General features: G+C 72.0%; 15 protein-coding genes and 2 pseudogenes. 12 read left to right on the top strand and 5 right to left on the bottom strand.

What is annotated here, in order from left to right:
• Window positions 1–328: 328 nt before the first annotated feature.
• Window positions 329–1,897, bottom strand: coding sequence for an MFS transporter (locus tag KIK09_RS37460; RefSeq protein ID WP_214324178.1), 1,569 nt, complete (start codon window positions 1,895–1,897; stop codon window positions 329–331).
• Between the two features lie 568 nt (window positions 1,898–2,465).
• Window positions 2,466–3,497 (bottom strand): annotated as a pseudogene (locus tag KIK09_RS37455) (DUF1015 family protein); the annotation flags it as partial.
• 16 nt (window positions 3,498–3,513) lie between these two features.
• Here KIK09_RS37455 and KIK09_RS37450 point away from each other — a divergent pair.
• The gene (locus tag KIK09_RS37450; protein WP_214324223.1) at window positions 3,514–3,996 is read left to right on the top strand and encodes a hypothetical protein; all 483 of its coding nucleotides are present in this window, start codon (window positions 3,514–3,516) and stop codon (window positions 3,994–3,996) included.
• A 20-nt stretch (window positions 3,997–4,016) separates the two neighbouring features.
• Here the strand turns inward: KIK09_RS37450 and KIK09_RS37445 are convergent.
• Window positions 4,017–4,142: pseudogene (locus KIK09_RS37445) on the bottom strand (hypothetical protein); the annotation flags it as partial.
• A gap of 74 nt (window positions 4,143–4,216) precedes the next feature.
• Here KIK09_RS37445 and KIK09_RS37440 point away from each other — a divergent pair.
• Window positions 4,217–4,624, top strand: coding sequence for a tetratricopeptide repeat protein (locus KIK09_RS37440; protein WP_214324177.1), 408 nt, complete (start codon window positions 4,217–4,219; stop codon window positions 4,622–4,624).
• A 493-nt stretch (window positions 4,625–5,117) separates the two neighbouring features.
• On the opposite strand, the gene KIK09_RS37435 is transcribed toward KIK09_RS37440, so the two are convergent.
• The gene (locus KIK09_RS37435) at window positions 5,118–5,534 is read right to left on the bottom strand and encodes a TipAS antibiotic-recognition domain-containing protein (protein ID WP_214324176.1); all 417 of its coding nucleotides are present in this window, start codon (window positions 5,532–5,534) and stop codon (window positions 5,118–5,120) included.
• A gap of 53 nt (window positions 5,535–5,587) precedes the next feature.
• On the opposite strand from KIK09_RS37435, the gene KIK09_RS37430 reads away from it, so the two are divergent.
• Window positions 5,588–6,547: an HAD-IIA family hydrolase gene (locus KIK09_RS37430; RefSeq protein ID WP_214324175.1), complete on the top strand. Its 960-nt coding sequence runs from the start codon at window positions 5,588–5,590 to the stop codon at window positions 6,545–6,547.
• Window positions 6,548–6,820: 273 nt separating this feature from the next.
• Here KIK09_RS37430 and KIK09_RS37425 read toward each other — a convergent pair whose 3' ends face one another.
• Window positions 6,821–7,162, bottom strand: coding sequence for an SCP2 sterol-binding domain-containing protein (locus KIK09_RS37425; protein ID WP_214324174.1), 342 nt, complete (start codon window positions 7,160–7,162; stop codon window positions 6,821–6,823).
• Between the two features lie 117 nt (window positions 7,163–7,279).
• Between KIK09_RS37425 and KIK09_RS37420 the strand changes: the two genes are divergently transcribed.
• From KIK09_RS37420 to KIK09_RS37380, 9 genes are all read left to right on the top strand, one after another.
• A complete protein-coding gene (locus KIK09_RS37420; RefSeq protein WP_214324173.1) occupies window positions 7,280–7,429 on the top strand; it encodes a hypothetical protein in 150 nt (49 codons plus the stop codon).
• Window positions 7,426–8,235, top strand: a complete 810-nt coding sequence (locus KIK09_RS37415) for a TlyA family RNA methyltransferase (protein ID WP_214324172.1) — start codon at window positions 7,426–7,428, stop codon at window positions 8,233–8,235. Before KIK09_RS37420 ends, KIK09_RS37415 begins: the two co-directional genes overlap by 4 nt.
• Entirely contained in the window at window positions 8,232–9,131 is a 900-nt protein-coding gene (locus KIK09_RS37410) for an NAD kinase (RefSeq protein ID WP_214324171.1), read from the top strand. Before KIK09_RS37415 ends, KIK09_RS37410 begins: the two co-directional genes overlap by 4 nt.
• A gap of 139 nt (window positions 9,132–9,270) precedes the next feature.
• Window positions 9,271–10,980, top strand: a complete 1,710-nt coding sequence (gene recN, locus KIK09_RS37405) for a DNA repair protein RecN (RefSeq protein ID WP_214324170.1) — start codon at window positions 9,271–9,273, stop codon at window positions 10,978–10,980.
• A gap of 73 nt (window positions 10,981–11,053) precedes the next feature.
• The gene (gene steA / locus KIK09_RS37400) at window positions 11,054–12,250 is read left to right on the top strand and encodes a putative cytokinetic ring protein SteA (RefSeq protein ID WP_214324169.1); all 1,197 of its coding nucleotides are present in this window, start codon (window positions 11,054–11,056) and stop codon (window positions 12,248–12,250) included.
• Window positions 12,247–13,224 (top strand): copper transporter, encoded by a 978-nt coding sequence (locus tag KIK09_RS37395; RefSeq protein ID WP_214324168.1) that lies wholly within the window; start codon window positions 12,247–12,249, stop codon window positions 13,222–13,224. The genes steA and KIK09_RS37395 overlap by 4 nt, the downstream gene beginning before the upstream one ends.
• Window position 13,225: 1 nt before the next feature.
• Window positions 13,226–14,062, top strand: coding sequence for a hypothetical protein (locus KIK09_RS37390; protein ID WP_214324167.1), 837 nt, complete (start codon window positions 13,226–13,228; stop codon window positions 14,060–14,062).
• A complete protein-coding gene (gene murJ / locus KIK09_RS37385; protein WP_214324166.1) occupies window positions 14,059–15,636 on the top strand; it encodes a murein biosynthesis integral membrane protein MurJ in 1,578 nt (525 codons plus the stop codon). The genes KIK09_RS37390 and murJ overlap by 4 nt, the downstream gene beginning before the upstream one ends.
• A gap of 14 nt (window positions 15,637–15,650) precedes the next feature.
• Complete coding sequence (locus tag KIK09_RS37380) at window positions 15,651–16,715, top strand: glycosyltransferase family 4 protein (protein WP_214324165.1); 1,065 nt, start codon at window positions 15,651–15,653, stop codon at window positions 16,713–16,715.
• The last annotated feature ends 35 nt before the right edge of the window (window positions 16,716–16,750 follow it).

The following is a 16,750-nucleotide window of genomic DNA, read 5'->3' as shown; positions in this document are numbered from 1 at the left end:
ACCCGCGGCAACCTCCCCGACGGATTCTCCCCGTCGGCCGGAGATCAGAAAGTCCCAGACGCCCTGCCGGGTTCGAGCGCCGGGCTCCGCATCGAGCGGGAGTGTTCCGAAGACGGTGGATCTAGCCCCCCGTCCCTTACGGCCTGCCGACCTATCGGGACTGTCCGATCTTCGGCCGACGGGGAGACCCCGACGGGGAGGTTGCCGCGGGCCTGCGGCTTCTGCTGGCCAGCCGGCATAAGCAGGCTCCAAGACCTGGCACCTGGGCCGTGAATCGTCCGGGGCATGGGAACTGGGCGCGCAACCCTCCGCACCTCCAGTCCCACTGCTACAACCCTGTTGGCCCGCCTTCGCTGTGAAGGGCGGGGGTGTGGTGGGTTGTCCAGGTCCAGGTGAGTGTGGCGAGGGCGGCGGTGGCGAGGAGCAGCCACGGGGCGGGGATCGAGCGGGTGAGAGCTGCCAGGGGATAAGGCGCCACGAAGCCGAGGTACGAGAGGGCCTGGTAGACGGCTGTGAGGGCGGCCAGGCGGGTGGGGTGGGCCAGGCGTTGGACCTCGATCAGGCCGTAGAGCTGGCAGGTGCCGTAGCCCGCGCCGAGGACCAGGGCGGCCAGCACCACGAGGAGCGGGTTCAGGGTGGCGGCTGCGGCGGCGCCGATCAGGAGGCCTGTGGTGATGGTGCCCATGACGGTCGTCAGGAGGCGGGGATGGGTGAGGCGGCGGGCCAGGGGTTGGACGGCTATGCCCGCGCCTGCCGTAAGGACGGTGACGGCGGCGCTGAAGATCAGGACGTGGCCTGGGAGCTGGTCCTTGACCAGGCCAGGCAGGTACGCGAGTGCGATTGACGCCGAGCCGAACACCCACGGTGCGAGGGGTGCCACCACGGTCAGGAATCGTCGCGAGCGCACTTCCGGGACCCGCCACGGCCTCGACGCGGTCTCCTGGTCGCCACCGAGATGTGTCACGGGCACCCGCGCCTGCGACTCCCGCAGCCGCTGACCTCCGCGGACGGCCTCAGCGGCAGGCCGATGCCCGGCTGTGCGGTTTGGTCGGTGGTCAGCCTCCGAGACGGGACGTGGGTGACCGAGAGCACGGGCGGCTCCACCGACGGGATCGTGGTTGGCGCCAGTGGCGGGAGCGGTGGGGGTGGTGGCTGAGACCGCGGCGGAGGGGGTCGGAGTGGCGGTGGCCGCTGTGCTAGGAGCGGTGGGCGTGGTGGTGGCGGTGGTAACAGGAGCGGTGGTAGCGGAGGCGGCAGGAGACGAGTTGGTGATGGTGGAAGCGCTGCAAGGGGTGGGAGCGGAAGCGTCCGAGGGGGTGGGGGTGGATGGAGTGGCGGGAGTGGTGATGGAGGTGTGGGGAGCAGCGAGGGCGAGAGGGAGGGCGATGAGGGTTATTGCCAGGTGAGGAAGGTAGGGCAGGGTGGTGGGCCAGGGGGACCACTGGGCCAGGGTGCCTGCGGCCAGGGGGCCTAGGCCGAAGCCGATGGTCATGGCGATGGTGATGCGGCGGGGGCCGTCGGTGGGGTTGGGGGAGAGTTCCTTGATCCAGGCGGCGCCGGAGCTGAAGGCGGCTCCGCTGGCCACGCCCGCGACCAGGCGGCCTGCGAAGAGCCAAGGAGCCGCTGTGCCGCCGAGGATGAGGAGAGTCGTCGCCACGAGGGACGTCAGGAGGGTGGGGATCATGATGCGGCGCCGGCCGTAGCGGTCGGAGACGGGGCCGCCGAGGAGGAGGCCTGGGATCAGGCCGAGGACGTACATGCCGAAGGTGGCTTGGATGGTGGTCGCCGAGAGGTCGAGGCGGGTCTGATACATGATCAGTAGTGGGGCGAACTGCTGGGCGCCCCAGCCGACCGCGGCTACCGCCAGCCCTGCGGCCCACCATTGGTTCTTGCTCATTTGGCCCATGGTCGCGGGGTATCGCGTGGTCTACGAGTGGCAGGAATGCCAACATGCGCGCAATTTCCGACACATCTGCTTGGTCGGGATGCCCGAGCGCTGGTCGGCCTACGGTTGGGCCTCCACCGATGCCTCGCTGCGCAGGGCATGCACCGTGCTGCGGGGAATTCCGGTACGGCAGGCCTGCGCTCCCGCCGCGTTTCCTTCAGGAAGGGCGATGGAGGGTCCCCACGCTCTCGGCGCGTGGAGGGGGACGGAGGTCTTACGGTCTCGGGGTGTGGATGGAGACGGGGTGCTTTTCCTGGGTATGGAACCGCCAACTCGGGATGAGCCCTTTGGGCTGCATGAGGCCTCATCCTTGGCGCGAGGGGGCCAGTGGTCATGGGGCGGCCGCGCGCGGTAATCCCTGGGGTGTTTTCGTTAGGCCCGGGGCCGACGGGCGGACGCGTGGATTAGCCGTGGGGCGCCTCGTTAAGCATGGGCCCGTCGGCTGGGCATGGGGCGATGGGTTGCGCGGGCGGTCGGTTGGGGGCCGGGTGGGTGGTTCGGCGTGGGGTTGGCTGGTGGGTTAGTCGATGGCGAAGGTGCGGAGGAGGAGGCCGGTTCGGGGCTTGGGGCCGAAGGAGGTGGATTTGCGGGGGACGCGTTCGCCTCGGGCGGCCACGGCGAGGACCGAGTCCACGTGCAGGGGTTTGAGGATGACTGCCGTGCCGCCGGTGCGGGTGGCCTGCCGTACTGCTGCTTGAGCGTCGTGGTGGACGATGCGGACCGTCTGCTCGTCGTCCTCCAGGCCCCACACGTGGGGGAGGACGAAGCGCGTCAGGATCGACGTGTTGAGCGCGCGCCACTGGGGGGAGTGGTCGGCGGGCATGGCACGCTTCAGCTGGGCCTCGTCGGGGTCCGTCAGGAGGTGGGTGCCTGTTTCGCCGGCCAGGAGGAAGGCGGGGTCGGCAGCCTGGGCGAGGGCTTCGAGGCCGTCGGGCAGGGAGTCGAAGTCGCGGACTCGCCAGGCGTTCTTGGCGCGGGACTTCGCCTCCGCCAGCGGGAGGCCGGGGATCACGCGGTGGATGGGCTTGAGGTCCGGCGGGTAGGCGGAGGAGTCGACCAGGAGCGCCAGGCCGAAGTCCCAGGGACCGTTGCGGCCCTGGCGGGCGTGCTCCTGGCCCTGCAGGACGCGGTACGTCGCATACCGGTGGTGGCCGTCGGCGATCAGGGCCTGGCGGTGGTGGAGGTCGGCGTTGATCGTGGCGATCTCGGCGGGGTCGGTGATGGCCCAGAGCCGGTGGCGTACGCCGTCCGAGGTGCGGGCGTCGATCAGCGGGGTGCGGGTGGTGGCGACCGTGTCGACCAGCGTGCTCGTCGGGCCGCGCGAGCCGTCGTACAGCAGGAAGATGGGTTCCAGATTGGCCTGGGTCGTGCTCATCAGCGCCAGGCGGTCGGCGACCGGGCCCGGCATGACGTCCTCGTGCGGGAGGATCACGCGGGCCGCCGGGTCGGTCAGGCCCACGTCGCCGATGAGGCCGCGCTGGAGGACGCCGGGGCCCTGCTGCTCGTAGACGTACAGCGCCGGCTCGGGGTCGGCGGCCAGCACGCCTGAGGACAGCCACTCTCGCAACGTGTCGCGCGCCGCGCCATATCGCTGGGAAGTCGCGGGGTCCGGTGGCATCGCGGCATCGACGACCGAAGGTGCGGCCGAGTGGCTCGAGGGCGCGATGGAGGGAACCGGCGCCGAGGGCGAGGGAGATGACGGGGCTTCGGATGAGGAGGACGCCGGAGACGAGGGGGCTGCGGATGAGGAGGTCGCAGGTGACGAGGGTGCCGTGGAAGCGGAAGGCGCGGGAGATGAAGAGGTTGCGGGTGAGAAGGGCGCTGGAGATGAGGGGTCTGTAGGTGAGGACGCCCCAGAGGTCGAAGGCGAGGACGGTGCGGGAGCCGAGGAGCCCGAGGTCGGTGCAGGAGACGAGGGGGAAGACGGCGCAGGGGGCGTGGCAGGGGACTCCGCGGGAGAGGTGAGGGGGATGGGTGAGGGTGAAGTAGAGGTTGAGGGGCGCGGGGACGGGGCGCAGGGAAGGATCAGGCGGACCACGTTGTTCGGATGAGAAGCGAGCAGGTCATCGACGTCGCTGTCCGAGATGAGGTCGTACGGCGGGGACGTCACACCAGCGGGATCGTCCACGGCATAACGGACGCCGCGGAATGGCCGCAGCACCAGCCCGTCGGGCACTGGCAGTTCAGGAGTCCCCATACCGGGCATGCTCCCATAAAAGGCCGAGTCTTCCCTGAGCAGCCCCCGCCCCGAGCAGAAGGAGGCCCGCACGTATGGACCCCGAGAGAACAGACGGCGCACCGGAGGGCGATGTCTACGACTGGTACCAGCGTGGGGTGAGACTCCTCAAAGAGGGCAGCCCGGCGGCCGCCGCCGCGCTCCTGGAGCGCGCCGCCGCCGCGGAGCCCGACTCACGCAGCATCAGGGAGGCTCTGGCCAGGGCTCAGTTCAACTCGCGGCGCTACGCGGAGGCGGCTGAGAACTTCCGCTGGATCGTCGACGCCAACCCCGCGGAGGATTACGCATATTTCGGGCTTGGCCTCTCGCTCTGGCGTACGGGCGACATCGAGGGCGCCCAGGAGCCCCTCGCGATCGCCGCTGCCATGCGCCCCGACGAGCGCAACTACAACAACGCCCTCAAGAGCGTCCGCGCCACGATCCGCGCCCGCCGAGAAATGTGACCACCCGCTCCTGTGCCCACCGCACTTGCTCCTGCAACCACCTCTCCTGCTCCCTGTGCCCACTTCTCCTGGCACCAGCTCTCCTGTACGGCAAGCCACCCCACCGCCACCCGCCGTAGCCGCACCCCTCTGTCCAGGGAGACGCCACTCCAGCGCTGACGGCTGACCGCCGCAACGCCGCCCGATACCCGTGGCCCTACAGCTTCAAGGAGCGGTGGTCGGCTCGCGCGGCCGGCTGGGTGCCCTCACGGTTCGCGAGCGTGGTGGGCCGGGCACCTCGGCGGTTCGCGGGCGCCTTTGGACGGGTGCTCCGGCGGGTGGCTGGCGCGGTCGCCAGGGGTGTCGAAGCGGACGCGAGCGTGATGGTCCGAGCATCTCAGCGGCCTGCGAGCGTGGTTGGCTGGGCAGGTCGGGCATCTCAGCAGTTCGTGAGCGTGGTGGCCCGGGGGTTCCGTAGGGGTGCGGGAGCGGGGTTGGTCAGGTGTGCTGGGGGTCAGCGGGTGGAGTTGGCGGTGATTGCGGCTTGGATGTAGGTGGCGACGCCGGGGGCGAAGTTGGCGGTGAAGCGTGGGTCCGAGACGTACAGCTCCCCGAGCCCGCGATGAAGGTCCAGGGAGCAGTCGTAGAACCAGCGGCTGATGTGCTGTCGGTGCTCCTCCGCCAGGTTCATCGCCTGCTCGGACGTGGCCGCCACCCCGGCGTCCATCGCGGCCGCGAAGCGCGAGGAGATGTCCGCGGCCTCCGACTTGATCCGCTGCCAGTCCTCCTTGGTGTAGCGAGCGGTACGCCGGGCAGACTGCGCAAAAGCCGCAGAATCGCCCCACCGCCGCTCGGCCTCCGCCGCGTGGGAGTCCGGGTCGAAGTCGCCGAACACCTCGGCCCGCTCGGCAGGGGTCAGATCGAGTTCCATGGAGCCGACGCTAGAGTCTCACGCGGCGTGAGAGTCAACCGAGAAGAGGCAGCTTGTTGATCGACGGTTACGACACCCTGCTCCTCGACCTCGACGGGGTCGTCTACCTGGGCGCGCACGCCGTCCCGCACGCGGCCGAGTCGCTCGAGCGGGCCCAGGCCGAGGGCGTGCGGCTGGCCTACGTCACCAACAACGCCTCCCGCACCCCGGCCGCCATCGCCGCCCACCTGCGCGACCTCGGCGTCCCCGCGACCAGCGACGACGTCGTCACCTCCGCCCAGGCCGCCGCCCGCCTCATCGCCGAGCGGGTGCCGCCCGGCTCCCCGGTGCTGGTGGTGGGCGGGTCAGGCCTGCGGCTCGCCGTACGGGACCAGGGCCTGAGGCCTGTCACGACCGCGGACGACGCGCCGGTGGCGGTCGTGCAGGGCATCGCGCCCGGGTTGTCGTACGGCCTGCTGTCGGAGGGCGCGCTGGCGGTACGGCGGGGCGCCCTGTTCGTGGCATCGAACGGCGACAGCACCATGCCCACCGGCCGCGGCGAACTGCCCGGCAACGGCGCCATGACCCGGGTGATCGCCACCGCGACGGGCGTCGAGCCGATCTACGCGGGCAAGCCCGAGCCGCCGCTGCACCGCGAGTCGATGATCCGAACAGGCGCGCGCCGCCCGCTGGTCGTGGGCGACCGCCTCGACACCGACATCGAGGGCGCCACGAACGCCGGCGTCGACAGCGTCGCCGTGCTCACCGGCGTCACCCAGCCGCTCGACCTCCTCACGGCCCCGCCCGACCGCCGCCCCACCTACATCGCCCACGACCTGTCCGCGCTGCACGAGCACTACCCCGAGGTACGGCAGGGCCAGTGCGCCGGCTGGCGGGCGACCTACGCTGACGGCCGCCTCCACCTGGAAGGCTCCGGGACCCGCATGGACGCCCTCCGCGCCGCCTGCGACGCCGCCTGGTCGTCCGCCGCCGACGAGGACGCCGTCAAACCCCTCCTCGACCGCCTCCCCTAGCGAGGAGCGCTTCATCTAACGAGGACCGCCGTACGTGGCGGGGACGGGCGTGCGTGGTGAGGACCGCTGTGCGTGGTGAGGGCGTGCGTGCGTGGAGGGATCGCTGTCCACGGCGGGGACGGGCGTGGGTGGCGAGATCCGTCGGGCGTGGCGAGGTTCGCGGGGCGTGGCGGAACGTTAGGTGAGGCGGTGGCTGGTCGGCGGTGTGAGGCCGTCGACGGCGAGCGCACCGCCGGGTCAGTGCCTCGGGCTCGATGACCAGGCGTCCATGGTTCAGAGGAGGCGGCGCAGGCGCAACAGGTCGCCGAAACTGGCGTCGATCTTCACCCGGCCGCCGAGCAGCGCCCTGGCCAGATCCAGCTCACCATCGACCAGCGCCACCAGGTCATCGCTCCCGATCGTCAGCTTGACGTCGGCGGGCGCGGCGGGCGGGTCCTGGGTGAACGGGTCGAGTCCGTCGTGGTGCAGCCGGCCGTAGAAGATGACCTCGAGGTCGGGAACGCGGCAACTGACCGTGCGCTCGACGACGTGCTTGGCCCGATCCTCCTCGCCGACCTCGTCGAACTGCGCGACGAGCTTCGCCAGCGCGGCCCGGCACTCCTCGACGCTTGCCATGGTGCGATCCCTTCCGTCCCCTACAAGACCGTAGCGTTCCCCAACCGTATGACCCTCCAACGCGTGACACGCCTGCCTGGTGCCGCAGGCACTCGCGGGAGGCGTTACGGTCGTGTCATGAGTGAGCTGCCGGAGGAGACCGGCCACGAGCGGGTGGACGCGATCGTCGCGGGCCTCTCCCGCCTGTCCGAGCTGCCGGTCGGCGAGCACGTCGAGGTGTTCGAGGAGGCATTCTCCGGGCTCGAGGCCACCCTGGACGCTCAGTGAGCCGCAGGGTCAGGCTGGACAACGAGCTCGTGCGGCGGGGGCTGGCCAGATCGCGCGAGCAGGCGCGGCAGCTGATCGAGGCAGGACGGGTGACGGTCGGCGGCCAGGCGGCGGGCAAGCCCGCCACCCAGGTCGACACCGCCGCCGCCATCGTGGTCGTCGAGTCGCAGCAGGGCCCCGACTACGTTTCGCGCGGAGCGCACAAGCTGCTCGGCGCGCTCGACACCTTCCCCATCGAGGTCGAGGGCCGCGGCTGCCTGGACGCCGGCGCCTCCACCGGCGGCTTCACCGACGTGCTGCTGCGCCGCGGCGCCGGGCACGTCCTGGCGGTCGACGTCGGCTACGGCCAGCTGGCCTGGTCGCTGCGCACCGACGACCGGGTCACGGTCATGGAGCGCGTCAACGTCCGCGACCTGACGCCCGAGCAGGTCGGCGAACCGCCCACGCTGGTCGTGGGAGATCTGTCGTTCATCTCGCTGCGGCTCGTGCTGCCCGCACTGGCGCAGGTCGCCGCGAGCAGGGCCGACTTCGTGCTGCTCGTCAAGCCGCAGTTCGAGGTGGGTAAGGACCTCGTGGGGGCGGGCGGCGTCGTGCGCGACCCCGCCCTGAGGGCGCAAGCCGTACGGCAGGCCGCGGACAAGGCCGCCGAGCTGGGATTGGACGTACGCGGGGTGACGGCGAGCCCGCTTCCGGGCCCGTCAGGAAATGTCGAATATCTGCTCTGGCTGGGCAAGGGGGAGGGCGCGCCGCCGGTCGGCGACCTCGAAGCCGAGATCCAGCGTGCCGTCGCGGAAGGGCCGCAATGAACCGGAGTGTCCTGGTCACCGTGCACACCGGGCGGGGGCCCGCCGTAGACAGCGCCCGGCTGGTGGTCAACCGGCTCGTCGATGCGGGCATGACCGTGCGCGTCCTCGACATGGAGTCCGAGGAGATCGGCTGCATGGGCGTCGAAGTTGTGCCGTGCGACCCGAGCGCGGCCAAGGACGCCGAGATCATGATCGTGCTCGGCGGCGACGGGTCGCTGCTGCGCGCCGCCGAGCTGGCCAGGCCCGCCCGCACGCCGCTGTTCGGCGTCAACCTCGGCCACGTCGGCTTCCTGGCGGAGGCGGAGGTCGACGACCTGTTCGCCGCCGTCGACAGCGTGGTGGCGGGCCGCTACGACGTCGAGGAACGCATGACGGTCGACGTTCTCGCCCGGCTGAACGGCCAGGTCCTGGCCGACACCTGGGCGCTGAACGAGGTCACCGTGGAGAAGACCGACCGCATGCTCGAGCTGGTCGCCGAGATCGACGGCCGCCCGCTGTCGCGCTGGGGGTGCGACGGCGTGATCTGCGCCACGCCGACCGGCTCGACCGCCTACGCTTTCTCCGCGGGTGGTCCGATCGTCTGGCCCGAGGTGGAGGCGCTGCTCATGGTGCCGATCAGCGCGCACGCCCTGTTCGCCAAGCCGCTAGTGGTCTCGCCGCGCTCCACGCTGGCCGTGGAGATCCTGCCCGACACGCCCGGCGGCGTGCTGTGGTGCGACGGCAGGCGCCGCTTCGAGCTGCCGCCCGGCGCGCGCGTGGAGGTGCGGCGCGGCCAGATCCCGGTACGGCTGGCGCGGCTGCACGGCATCGAGAGCACCGGCGCGCCCTTCACCGACCGGCTCGTGGCCAAGTTCGAACTTCCCGTTCAGGGGTGGCGTGGGAGAGTGCGTCCCTGAGCTAATTGACTCCGGAGCGCGTAGGATCTGATGCGCACACGTGTTCGGAGCGCAGCAGCTCGGTGGGAGAGAGCGAGGCACGATGCCAACGAGCACCGAAGCGGGCGCGACCATCGATGCAGTGAGGCGGGAGTGGGCAGTGCGACCAAGGGTCGAGGAGGTCCGCATCCAGGGTCTCGGCGTCATCGACGAGGCCGTGCTCGAGCTTTCGCCGGGCTTCAACGTGGTCACCGGCGAGACCGGAGCAGGCAAGACGATGGTCGTCACCGGCCTCGGGCTGCTGTTCGGAGGCCGCGCCGACCCCTCGCGCATCCGCCCGGGCGCCGAGCGGGCCAGCGTCGAGGGCACCCTCGTCATCGAGACGGGGGGCCGCGTCTCCCAGCAGGTCGAGGACATCGGCGGCGAGGTGGACGACGGCGAGCTCATCATCTCGCGCACCGTCTCGGCCGAGGGCCGCTCGCGCGCCTGGCTCGGCGGGCGCACCGTCCCCGTCGGCACGCTGACCTACCTGGCCGACGACCTGGTGGCCGTGCACGGGCAGATGGACCAGCAGCGGCTGCTGCAGCCCGCCAGGCAGCGCGCCTCGCTCGACCGCTACGCCGGCGAGGAACTGATCAAGCCGCTGCGCGCCTACAGCCAGGCCTACAAACGCCATAAGCAGGTCGCCGCCCTGCTGGAGGAGCTGACCACCCGCGCCAGGGAGCGCGCCCAGGAGGCCGACCTGCTGCGCTTCGGCCTGGAGGAGATCGAGCGGGTCGACCCCAAGGCCGGCGAGGACGTGGAGCTGCGCGCCGAGGAGGAGCGCCTGTCCCACGCCGACGCGTTGCGCACCGCCGCCACCACCGCCCACACCGCGCTGCTCGGCGACCCCATGGACTCCTCCGGCGGCAACCACGACGTGATCTCCCTGCTCGGCGAGGCCCGGTCGGCCGTGGAGGCCGTGCGTGACTTCGACGCGCAGCTGGCCGGGGTGGCCGACCGGCTGGCCGAGGCCGGCTACCTCATCTCCGACGTGGCCACCGACCTGGCCGCCTACGCCGAGTCGATCGACGCCGACCCGGCCAGGCTGGCCGCGGTGCAGGAACGGCGGGCCGCCCTGACGGGACTCATCAGGAAATACGCCGAGGACAGCGCAGGAGTCCTGGCCTGGGCGCAGCAGTCCGCCCAGCGGCTGTCCGAGCTCGAGGGCGACGACGAGCGCATCGAGGAGCTGACGCGCGAGCACGACGAGCTGACGGCGCGCCTGACCGAGCTGGCCGCCGAGCTCACCGGGGTGCGCGAGGCCGCCGCCGAGCGGTTCGGCCAGGCCGTCACCCAGGAGCTGACCGCGCTGGCCATGCCGCACGCCAGGGTCGTGGTCCAGCTCACCCGTGCCGACGACTTCGGCCCCGAGGGCGTCGACGAGGTCGAGCTGCGCATGGCCGCGCACCCGGCCGCGCCGCCGCTCCCGCTCAACAAGGGCGCCTCGGGCGGCGAGCTCAGCCGCGTCATGCTGGCCATCGAGGTGGTCTTCGCCGGAGCGGACCCGGTGCCGACGTTCGTCTTCGACGAGGTCGACGCCGGCGTGGGCGGCAAGGCGGCCGTCGAGATCGGCCGCAGGCTGGCCCGGCTGGCGCGCACCGCCCAGGTCATCGTCGTCACCCACCTGCCGCAGGTGGCCGCATTCGCCGACCAGCACCTGGTGGTCGAGAAGGCCAGCGACGGCAGCGTGGTGCGCAGCGGCGTGGTCGCGCTCAACCACGAGGGCAGGGTCCGCGAGCTGTCGCGCATGCTGGCCGGACTCGAGGACTCCGAGCTGGGCAGGGCACATGCGGAGGAACTGCTCGGCCTGGCCGCGGCAGATGGGTGATCCTGCGTGACATAACAGACACGCCGCGTAGTGTCGGGCCTCCGAGTCCTTTCCCTCTGGCAGGATGGTCTTGATGAAGGTTCCGGGAAGCAGACTGCCGGGCCTCCGCGGTAGGAAGGACGGAGTCCTTCCCGGTGTCACGGCCGTGGCGAGAATCGATAGGCGAACCAAGAGGCTGACCAAACGGCTCCAGCCTGGTGAAATCGCCATCATCGATCACGTCGACGTCGACCGGGTCAGCGCGGAGGCGCTGGTCGCGTGCGGGGTGGGTGCGGTGGTCAACGTGGCCGCCGGCATCAGTGGCCGCTACCCCAACATGGGCCCGCAGATCCTCGTCGAGGCGGGCGTCCCCTTCGTCGACAACGCCAGCCCCGAGCTGTTCGAGCGGGTGCGCGACGGCGACGTCGTCCGCCTGCAGGACGGCGTGCTCTACCTCGAGGAAGAGCTCGTCGGCAAGGGCGACCAGCAGAGCCCCGAGGCGCTCGAGGCCGCCATGGCCGAGGCGCGTGCCGGACTTTCCGTGCAGATCGAGGCTTTCGCCGTCAACACCATGGAGTACGTTCGCGGTGAGGGCAGGCTTCTCATCGACGGAGTCGGCGTGCCGGAGATCCGCACCCCCATGGAGGACAGGCATGTCCTCATCGTGGTGCGCGGCTACCACTACAAGGAGGACATCGCCACCCTGCGCCCCTACATCCGCGAATACCGCCCCGTGCTCGTCGGGGTCGACGGGGGCGCGGACGCGCTGATCGAGGCCGGCTACCTGCCCGACATCATCGTCGGCGACTTCGACTCGGTCTCCACCAAGGCGCTGACCTGCGGCGCCGAGCTCATCGTGCACGCCTACCGCGACGGCCGCGCGCCCGGCCTCGAGCGCGTGCACCAGCTCGGCCGCGACGCGGTCATCTTCCCGTCCACCGGCACCAGCGAGGACATCGCGATGCTGCTGGCCGACGACAAGGGCGCCGAGCTCATCGTGGCGGTCGGCACGCACTGGACCCTGGAGGAGTTCCTGGACAAGGGGCGCGCGGGCATGGCCAGCACCTTCCTGACCCGGCTGCGCATCGGCAGTAAACTCATCGACGCCAAGGGCGTCAGCAGGCTGTACCGCAGCCGCATCTCGACCGGGCAGTTGCTGCTGCTCGTCGTGACGGCCGCGGTCACCATGGCGGTGGCCATCTACGCCTCGCCCGTCGGCAAGACCTGGCTGAACGGCCTGCAGGACGTCTGGAACGCATTCATCTTCTGGGTGGTCGGACTCTTCTCGTGATCGATTTCCGTTATCACCTCGTCTCCATCGTCGCGATCTTCCTGGCGCTGGCGGTGGGCATCATCATGGGCACCACGCTGCTGCAGGAGCCCGCGGTCGAGCTGGCCAAGAAGACCAGCGACGAGCTGACCAAGACCAACGGCGACCTGCGCACCGAGCTCGACGCGCTGCGCGGCAGGGAAGCGGGCAACGACCAGTTCGTGCTCAACCAGACGCCCCAGCTGGTCTCCGGCGACCTGCAGGGCCAGCGGGTCCTGCTCATGGACGCGCCAGGCGACAGCGCCACCTACCGCGAGGCCCAGCAGCAGGTCATCGAGCAGGCCGGCGCCGTCGTCTCCGGGCGGGTGTCGCTGAGCGAGAAGTTCTTCGACCCCAAGTCGGCCGGCGTGATCGACGGGCTGGTCAACACGCTCAAGCCGGCCAGCATGTCGTTCCCGCCCACCGCCTCCGTCTACGACAAGGCGGCGACGCTGCTGGCCGCCACGACGCTGACCACCGACCCCGCGCAGGCCAACACCGTCAACCCCGACACCTCGGCGGTCCTCAAGAGCTTCGAGACCGACTCCCTGCTGAGCACCACGGACGGCGACCCGAACAAGCGGGCCACGATGGTGGTCATGTTCGCCCCGGAGAAGGTCTTCGACGGCGACAACGCCTCCGCCGAGACCGACGCGCTGGTCGCCCTGAACGCCGGGCTCGACCAGGGCGCCAAGGGTTCGGTCCTGGCGGGCACCGCCGCCACCGCGGCCGCGACGGGCGGCGCCGTCAGCGCGCTGCGCGACGACAGCGACGCCGCCAAGCACGTCTCGACCGTCGACACCCTCGACATGCCCGCCGGCCGCGTGGTCGTGGTCTACGCGCTGCGGGAGCAACTGGCCGGCAAGAGCGGCCACTACGGCATCGGTGCCGGCGCCTCGAACTTCCAGCCCGCCGTGCCGAACGCGTCCACATCCCCCACCTCCTCAGGGAGCTGACATGGCCCGTGGCCTGCTGTACGCCCTGGCGGGCGCCGCGATCGGCGCCGCCGCCGCGCGCGTCGCCTACACCGCGCTGACCAGGTCCAGGACCGGCGACGACCGCTGGACCAGGAAGAACCACCGCGGCGAGCCCATCACCCTGCTCGAAGGCCCCGCCTTCGTGGCCGGCGCGGGCGCCGCCGCCGCGCTGGCGCCCGGCCTGCCGGGCCGGGTACGGCTGGCCGCCCTGCTCGCGGGCACCGGCAGCGGCGCGCTCGGCGCCTACGACGACCTGTACGGCACCACCTCCTCCAAGGGCTTCAAGGGCCACCTGAGCGCCCTGACCAGGGGAGAGGTCACCAGCGGCGCCGTCAAGATCCTCGGCATCGGCGCGACGGGGCTGGCCGCCGCCGCCCTGGTCTCCGGCGGGCCCGTCGACACGCTGATCAACGGCGCCACCATCGCCGGCAGCGCCAACCTGGCCAACCTGTTCGACCTGCGGCCGGGGCGGGCCATCAAGGTCGGCCTGCTCACCGGCGGGCCGCTGCTGCTCGCCGCCCTGTTCCGCGACCAGCCGGTCGCCGCCGCGCTCACCGCCGTCCCGCTCGGCGCCGCGGCCGCCGTACTGCCCGACGACCTGGGCGAGCGGGCGATGCTGGGCGACGCGGGCGCCAACGCGCTCGGCGCGCTGCTCGGGCTCGCCGCCGTCACCAAGCTCGGGCGGCCGGGGCGGCTGGCCGTACTGGGGAGTGTGGCCGTGCTGACGGCCGCCTCGGAGAAGGTCAGTTTCACCAAGGTGATCGCCGGCAACCCGGTGCTGAACAAGCTCGACATGCTGGGGCGCCGTCCCGCGTGACGGCACGGCTCGCCAGGGGCGTCGCCGGCGGCGCGATCCTCATCGGCGCCATCACGATCCTGGCCAGGGTCGCGGGCTTCGCCAAGCAGCTCGCCTTCGCCCAGACCGTCGGCACCAACTGCCTGGCCACCGCCTACTTCACCGCCAACCAGATCCCGAACATCGTCTTCGAGGTCGTGGTCGGCGGGGCCCTGGCGGGGATGGTGGTCCCCGTGCTGGCGGGCGTGCCGGGACGGGAGGCGAGCAGGATCGGCTCGGCGCTGATGACCTGGGTGCTGGTCGTCCTCGTGCCGCTCGGGCTGCTCACCGCGCTGCTCGCCGGGCCGATCGCCGGCCTGTTCTTCGGCGACGTCGTCGCGGGCTGCGACGCGGCCGCGGTGACCGCCACCGCCGCGCGCATGCTGGTCGTCTTCGCCCCGCAGATCCCGCTGTACGGCATGGCCGTCGTGCTCTACGGCGTGCTCCAGTCGCGCGAGCGCTTCTCGGGGCCCGCGCTGGCGCCCCTGGTGTCCAGCATCGTGGTGATCTGCGCGTACCTGCTGTTCGTGCCGCTCAGCCAGGGGCAGACCGACCCGGCCACCGTGCCCCGCCCCGCCGAGCTGGCCCTGTCGGTCGGCACCAGCCTGGGCGTGCTGGCCCTGGTGCTTACGGTGCTGCCGCCCACCGCCCGGCTCGGGCTGCGCTGGCGGCCCACGCTGCGCTTCCCCGACGGCGTGGCCTCCAGGGTCGCGAGGCTGGCCGGGGCGGGGGTCGCCGGGCTGCTGGCCCAGCAGGCCGCCATGGTGGTCGTGCTGCTGCTGTCCAACCAGATCGGCACGGGCGCCATCGCGATCTACAACTACGCCTGGGCGATCTACCTGGTGCCCTACGCCGTGCTGGCCGTCCCGATCGCCACCAGCGCCTTCCCGCGGCTGTCCGCGGCGGGGCCGGGGGAGTTCGAGCCGCTGGCCGCCCGCACGACGCGGGCCGTGGTGCTGGTGTCGGGGCTGGCGGCGGGGATCCTGGCCGCGGTGTCCGCGCCGGGCGCCATCGTGTTCCTCGGCTTCAAGTCGGACGTGCCCGCGCCGGAGTTCGCGCGGGCCATCGCGCTGTTCGCGCCCGGGCTGGTCGGCTACGGGCTGATCGCGCACCTCAGCCGCGTGCTGTACGCCTCGGGCAAGGGCAGGGCCGCCGCCGCGGGCACGGTCGCCGGCTGGATCGTGGTGATGATCGCCCAGACCGCGTTCGTGCTGCTGTTCCCGTCCGACTGGAAGATCGCGGGCATGGCGCTCGGCATGACGGTCGGCATGACCGTCGGCGGCGCCACGCTGCTGGTGTCGGTGCTGCGGGCCCGCGGTCCCGGCGCGCTGGCCGGGCTGTGGCGGGCACTGCTCGCGGCCGTGGCGGGCGGCGCCGCCGGCTACCTGGCCGGCGCGGCCGTCGTACGGTGGCTGGGCGCGAGCGGCATCTGGCCCAACGTGCTGTCGGCCGTCCTGGCCGCGCTCGCGGCGCTGGCCGCGGGCGGCCTGGTCGCGGCCCTGATCGATCGGCAGGACGCCCGCGGCGTCACCGGGCTCGTCATGCGCGGGCGTTGAGGGAGGGAGCAGTCGTGCGGGTGGCATTCGTCCTCGGGACCGCCACAGGCGGGACGGGCAGGCACGTGGCGATGCTGGTCGAAGGCCTGACCAGGCGCGGCCACCGGACGCTCGTCGCCGGGCCGCCCTCGGTGGAGCGGCAGTTCGGATTCACCGGGCTGGGCGCCCGTTTCGTGCCCGTCCCCGTCTCCGACCGCCCGCACCCCGTCAACGACCTGCGCGCCGTCGCCGCGATCCGGCGGCTGACCCGCGAGGCCGACGTCGTGCACGCCCACGGCCTGCGCGCCGGCGCCCTGGCCTGGCTCGCCCGCCCGCGCGCCCCGCTCGTGGTCACCCTGCACAACGCCCTCACAGCGGGCGGCTTCACCGGCTTCGTGTACGGCGTGCTCGAGCGGATCGTGGCACGCGCCGATCGCGTGCTCGTGGTCTCGCCCGACCTGGGCGAACGCATGCGCCGTCTGGGAGCGCGCGACGTGCGTCCCGCCGTCGTGCCCGCCTGGCGGCTGCGCCCGGCCACGCGTACCCCGCAGGAGGTGCGCGCCGAGCTCGGCCTGGGCGAACGGGCTCTGGTCCTCGCCCTGGCCAGGCTCGCCCAGCAGAAGGGCTTGGACACGCTCCTGGACGCCGCCGCAGGCGTCGAGGGCGCCCTGTTCGCCGTGGCGGGGGACGGGCCGCTGCGGGGCGAGCTGCAGGCCAGGATCGACGCGGAAGGGCTGCCCGTGGTGCTGCTCGGCAACCGCGACGACGTGCCCGACCTGCTCGCCGGCGCCACCGTCGCCGTGTGGGCCAGCCGGTGGGAGGGCCAGCCGCTCAGCGTCAGCGAGGCGCTGATGGCCGGCACCCCGGTCGTGGCCACCGCCACGGGCGGCATCCCCGGCCTGGTGGGCGACGCCGGGATCCTGGTGCCCTACGGGGACGCGGACGCGCTCCGCTCCGCCGTACTGAAGGTCGTCGGCGATGCGGCGGAGGCCGGGCGGCTGGCGCGGGCGGCGGCGCGAAGAGGAGCTGAGCTGCCCGGGGAGGACGACGCGGTCGAGAGCGTTCTGGCCGCATACGGCCATGATCGCGAGAAAGATTAGGCGAGGCTAAGGTGTTCTCATATACTGCTTTGGTT

The sequence above is a fragment of the Nonomuraea sediminis genome (assembly GCF_018531495.1).
In the GTDB taxonomy this organism is placed as follows: Bacteria; Actinomycetota; Actinomycetes; order Streptosporangiales; family Streptosporangiaceae; genus Nonomuraea; species Nonomuraea sediminis.
Note: the sequence above shows the minus strand (reverse complement) of the source record. Positions and strands in the feature narration are given on the sequence as shown.

Coding starts and splice junctions, on each gene's coding strand:
- KIK09_RS37460 (WP_214324178.1), bottom strand. CDS start 1,897: ATGAGCAAGAACCAATGGTGGGCCGCAGGGCTGGCGGTAGCCGCGGTC.
- KIK09_RS37440 (WP_214324177.1), top strand. CDS start 4,217: ATGGACCCCGAGAGAACAGACGGCGCACCGGAGGGCGATGTCTACGAC.
- KIK09_RS37435 (WP_214324176.1), bottom strand. CDS start 5,534: ATGGAACTCGATCTGACCCCTGCCGAGCGGGCCGAGGTGTTCGGCGAC.
- KIK09_RS37425 (WP_214324174.1), bottom strand. CDS start 7,162: ATGGCAAGCGTCGAGGAGTGCCGGGCCGCGCTGGCGAAGCTCGTCGCG.
- KIK09_RS37420 (WP_214324173.1), top strand. CDS start 7,280: ATGAGTGAGCTGCCGGAGGAGACCGGCCACGAGCGGGTGGACGCGATC.
- KIK09_RS37410 (WP_214324171.1), top strand. CDS start 8,232: ATGAACCGGAGTGTCCTGGTCACCGTGCACACCGGGCGGGGGCCCGCC.
- steA (WP_214324169.1), top strand. CDS start 11,054: ATGAAGGTTCCGGGAAGCAGACTGCCGGGCCTCCGCGGTAGGAAGGAC.
- KIK09_RS37390 (WP_214324167.1), top strand. CDS start 13,226: ATGGCCCGTGGCCTGCTGTACGCCCTGGCGGGCGCCGCGATCGGCGCC.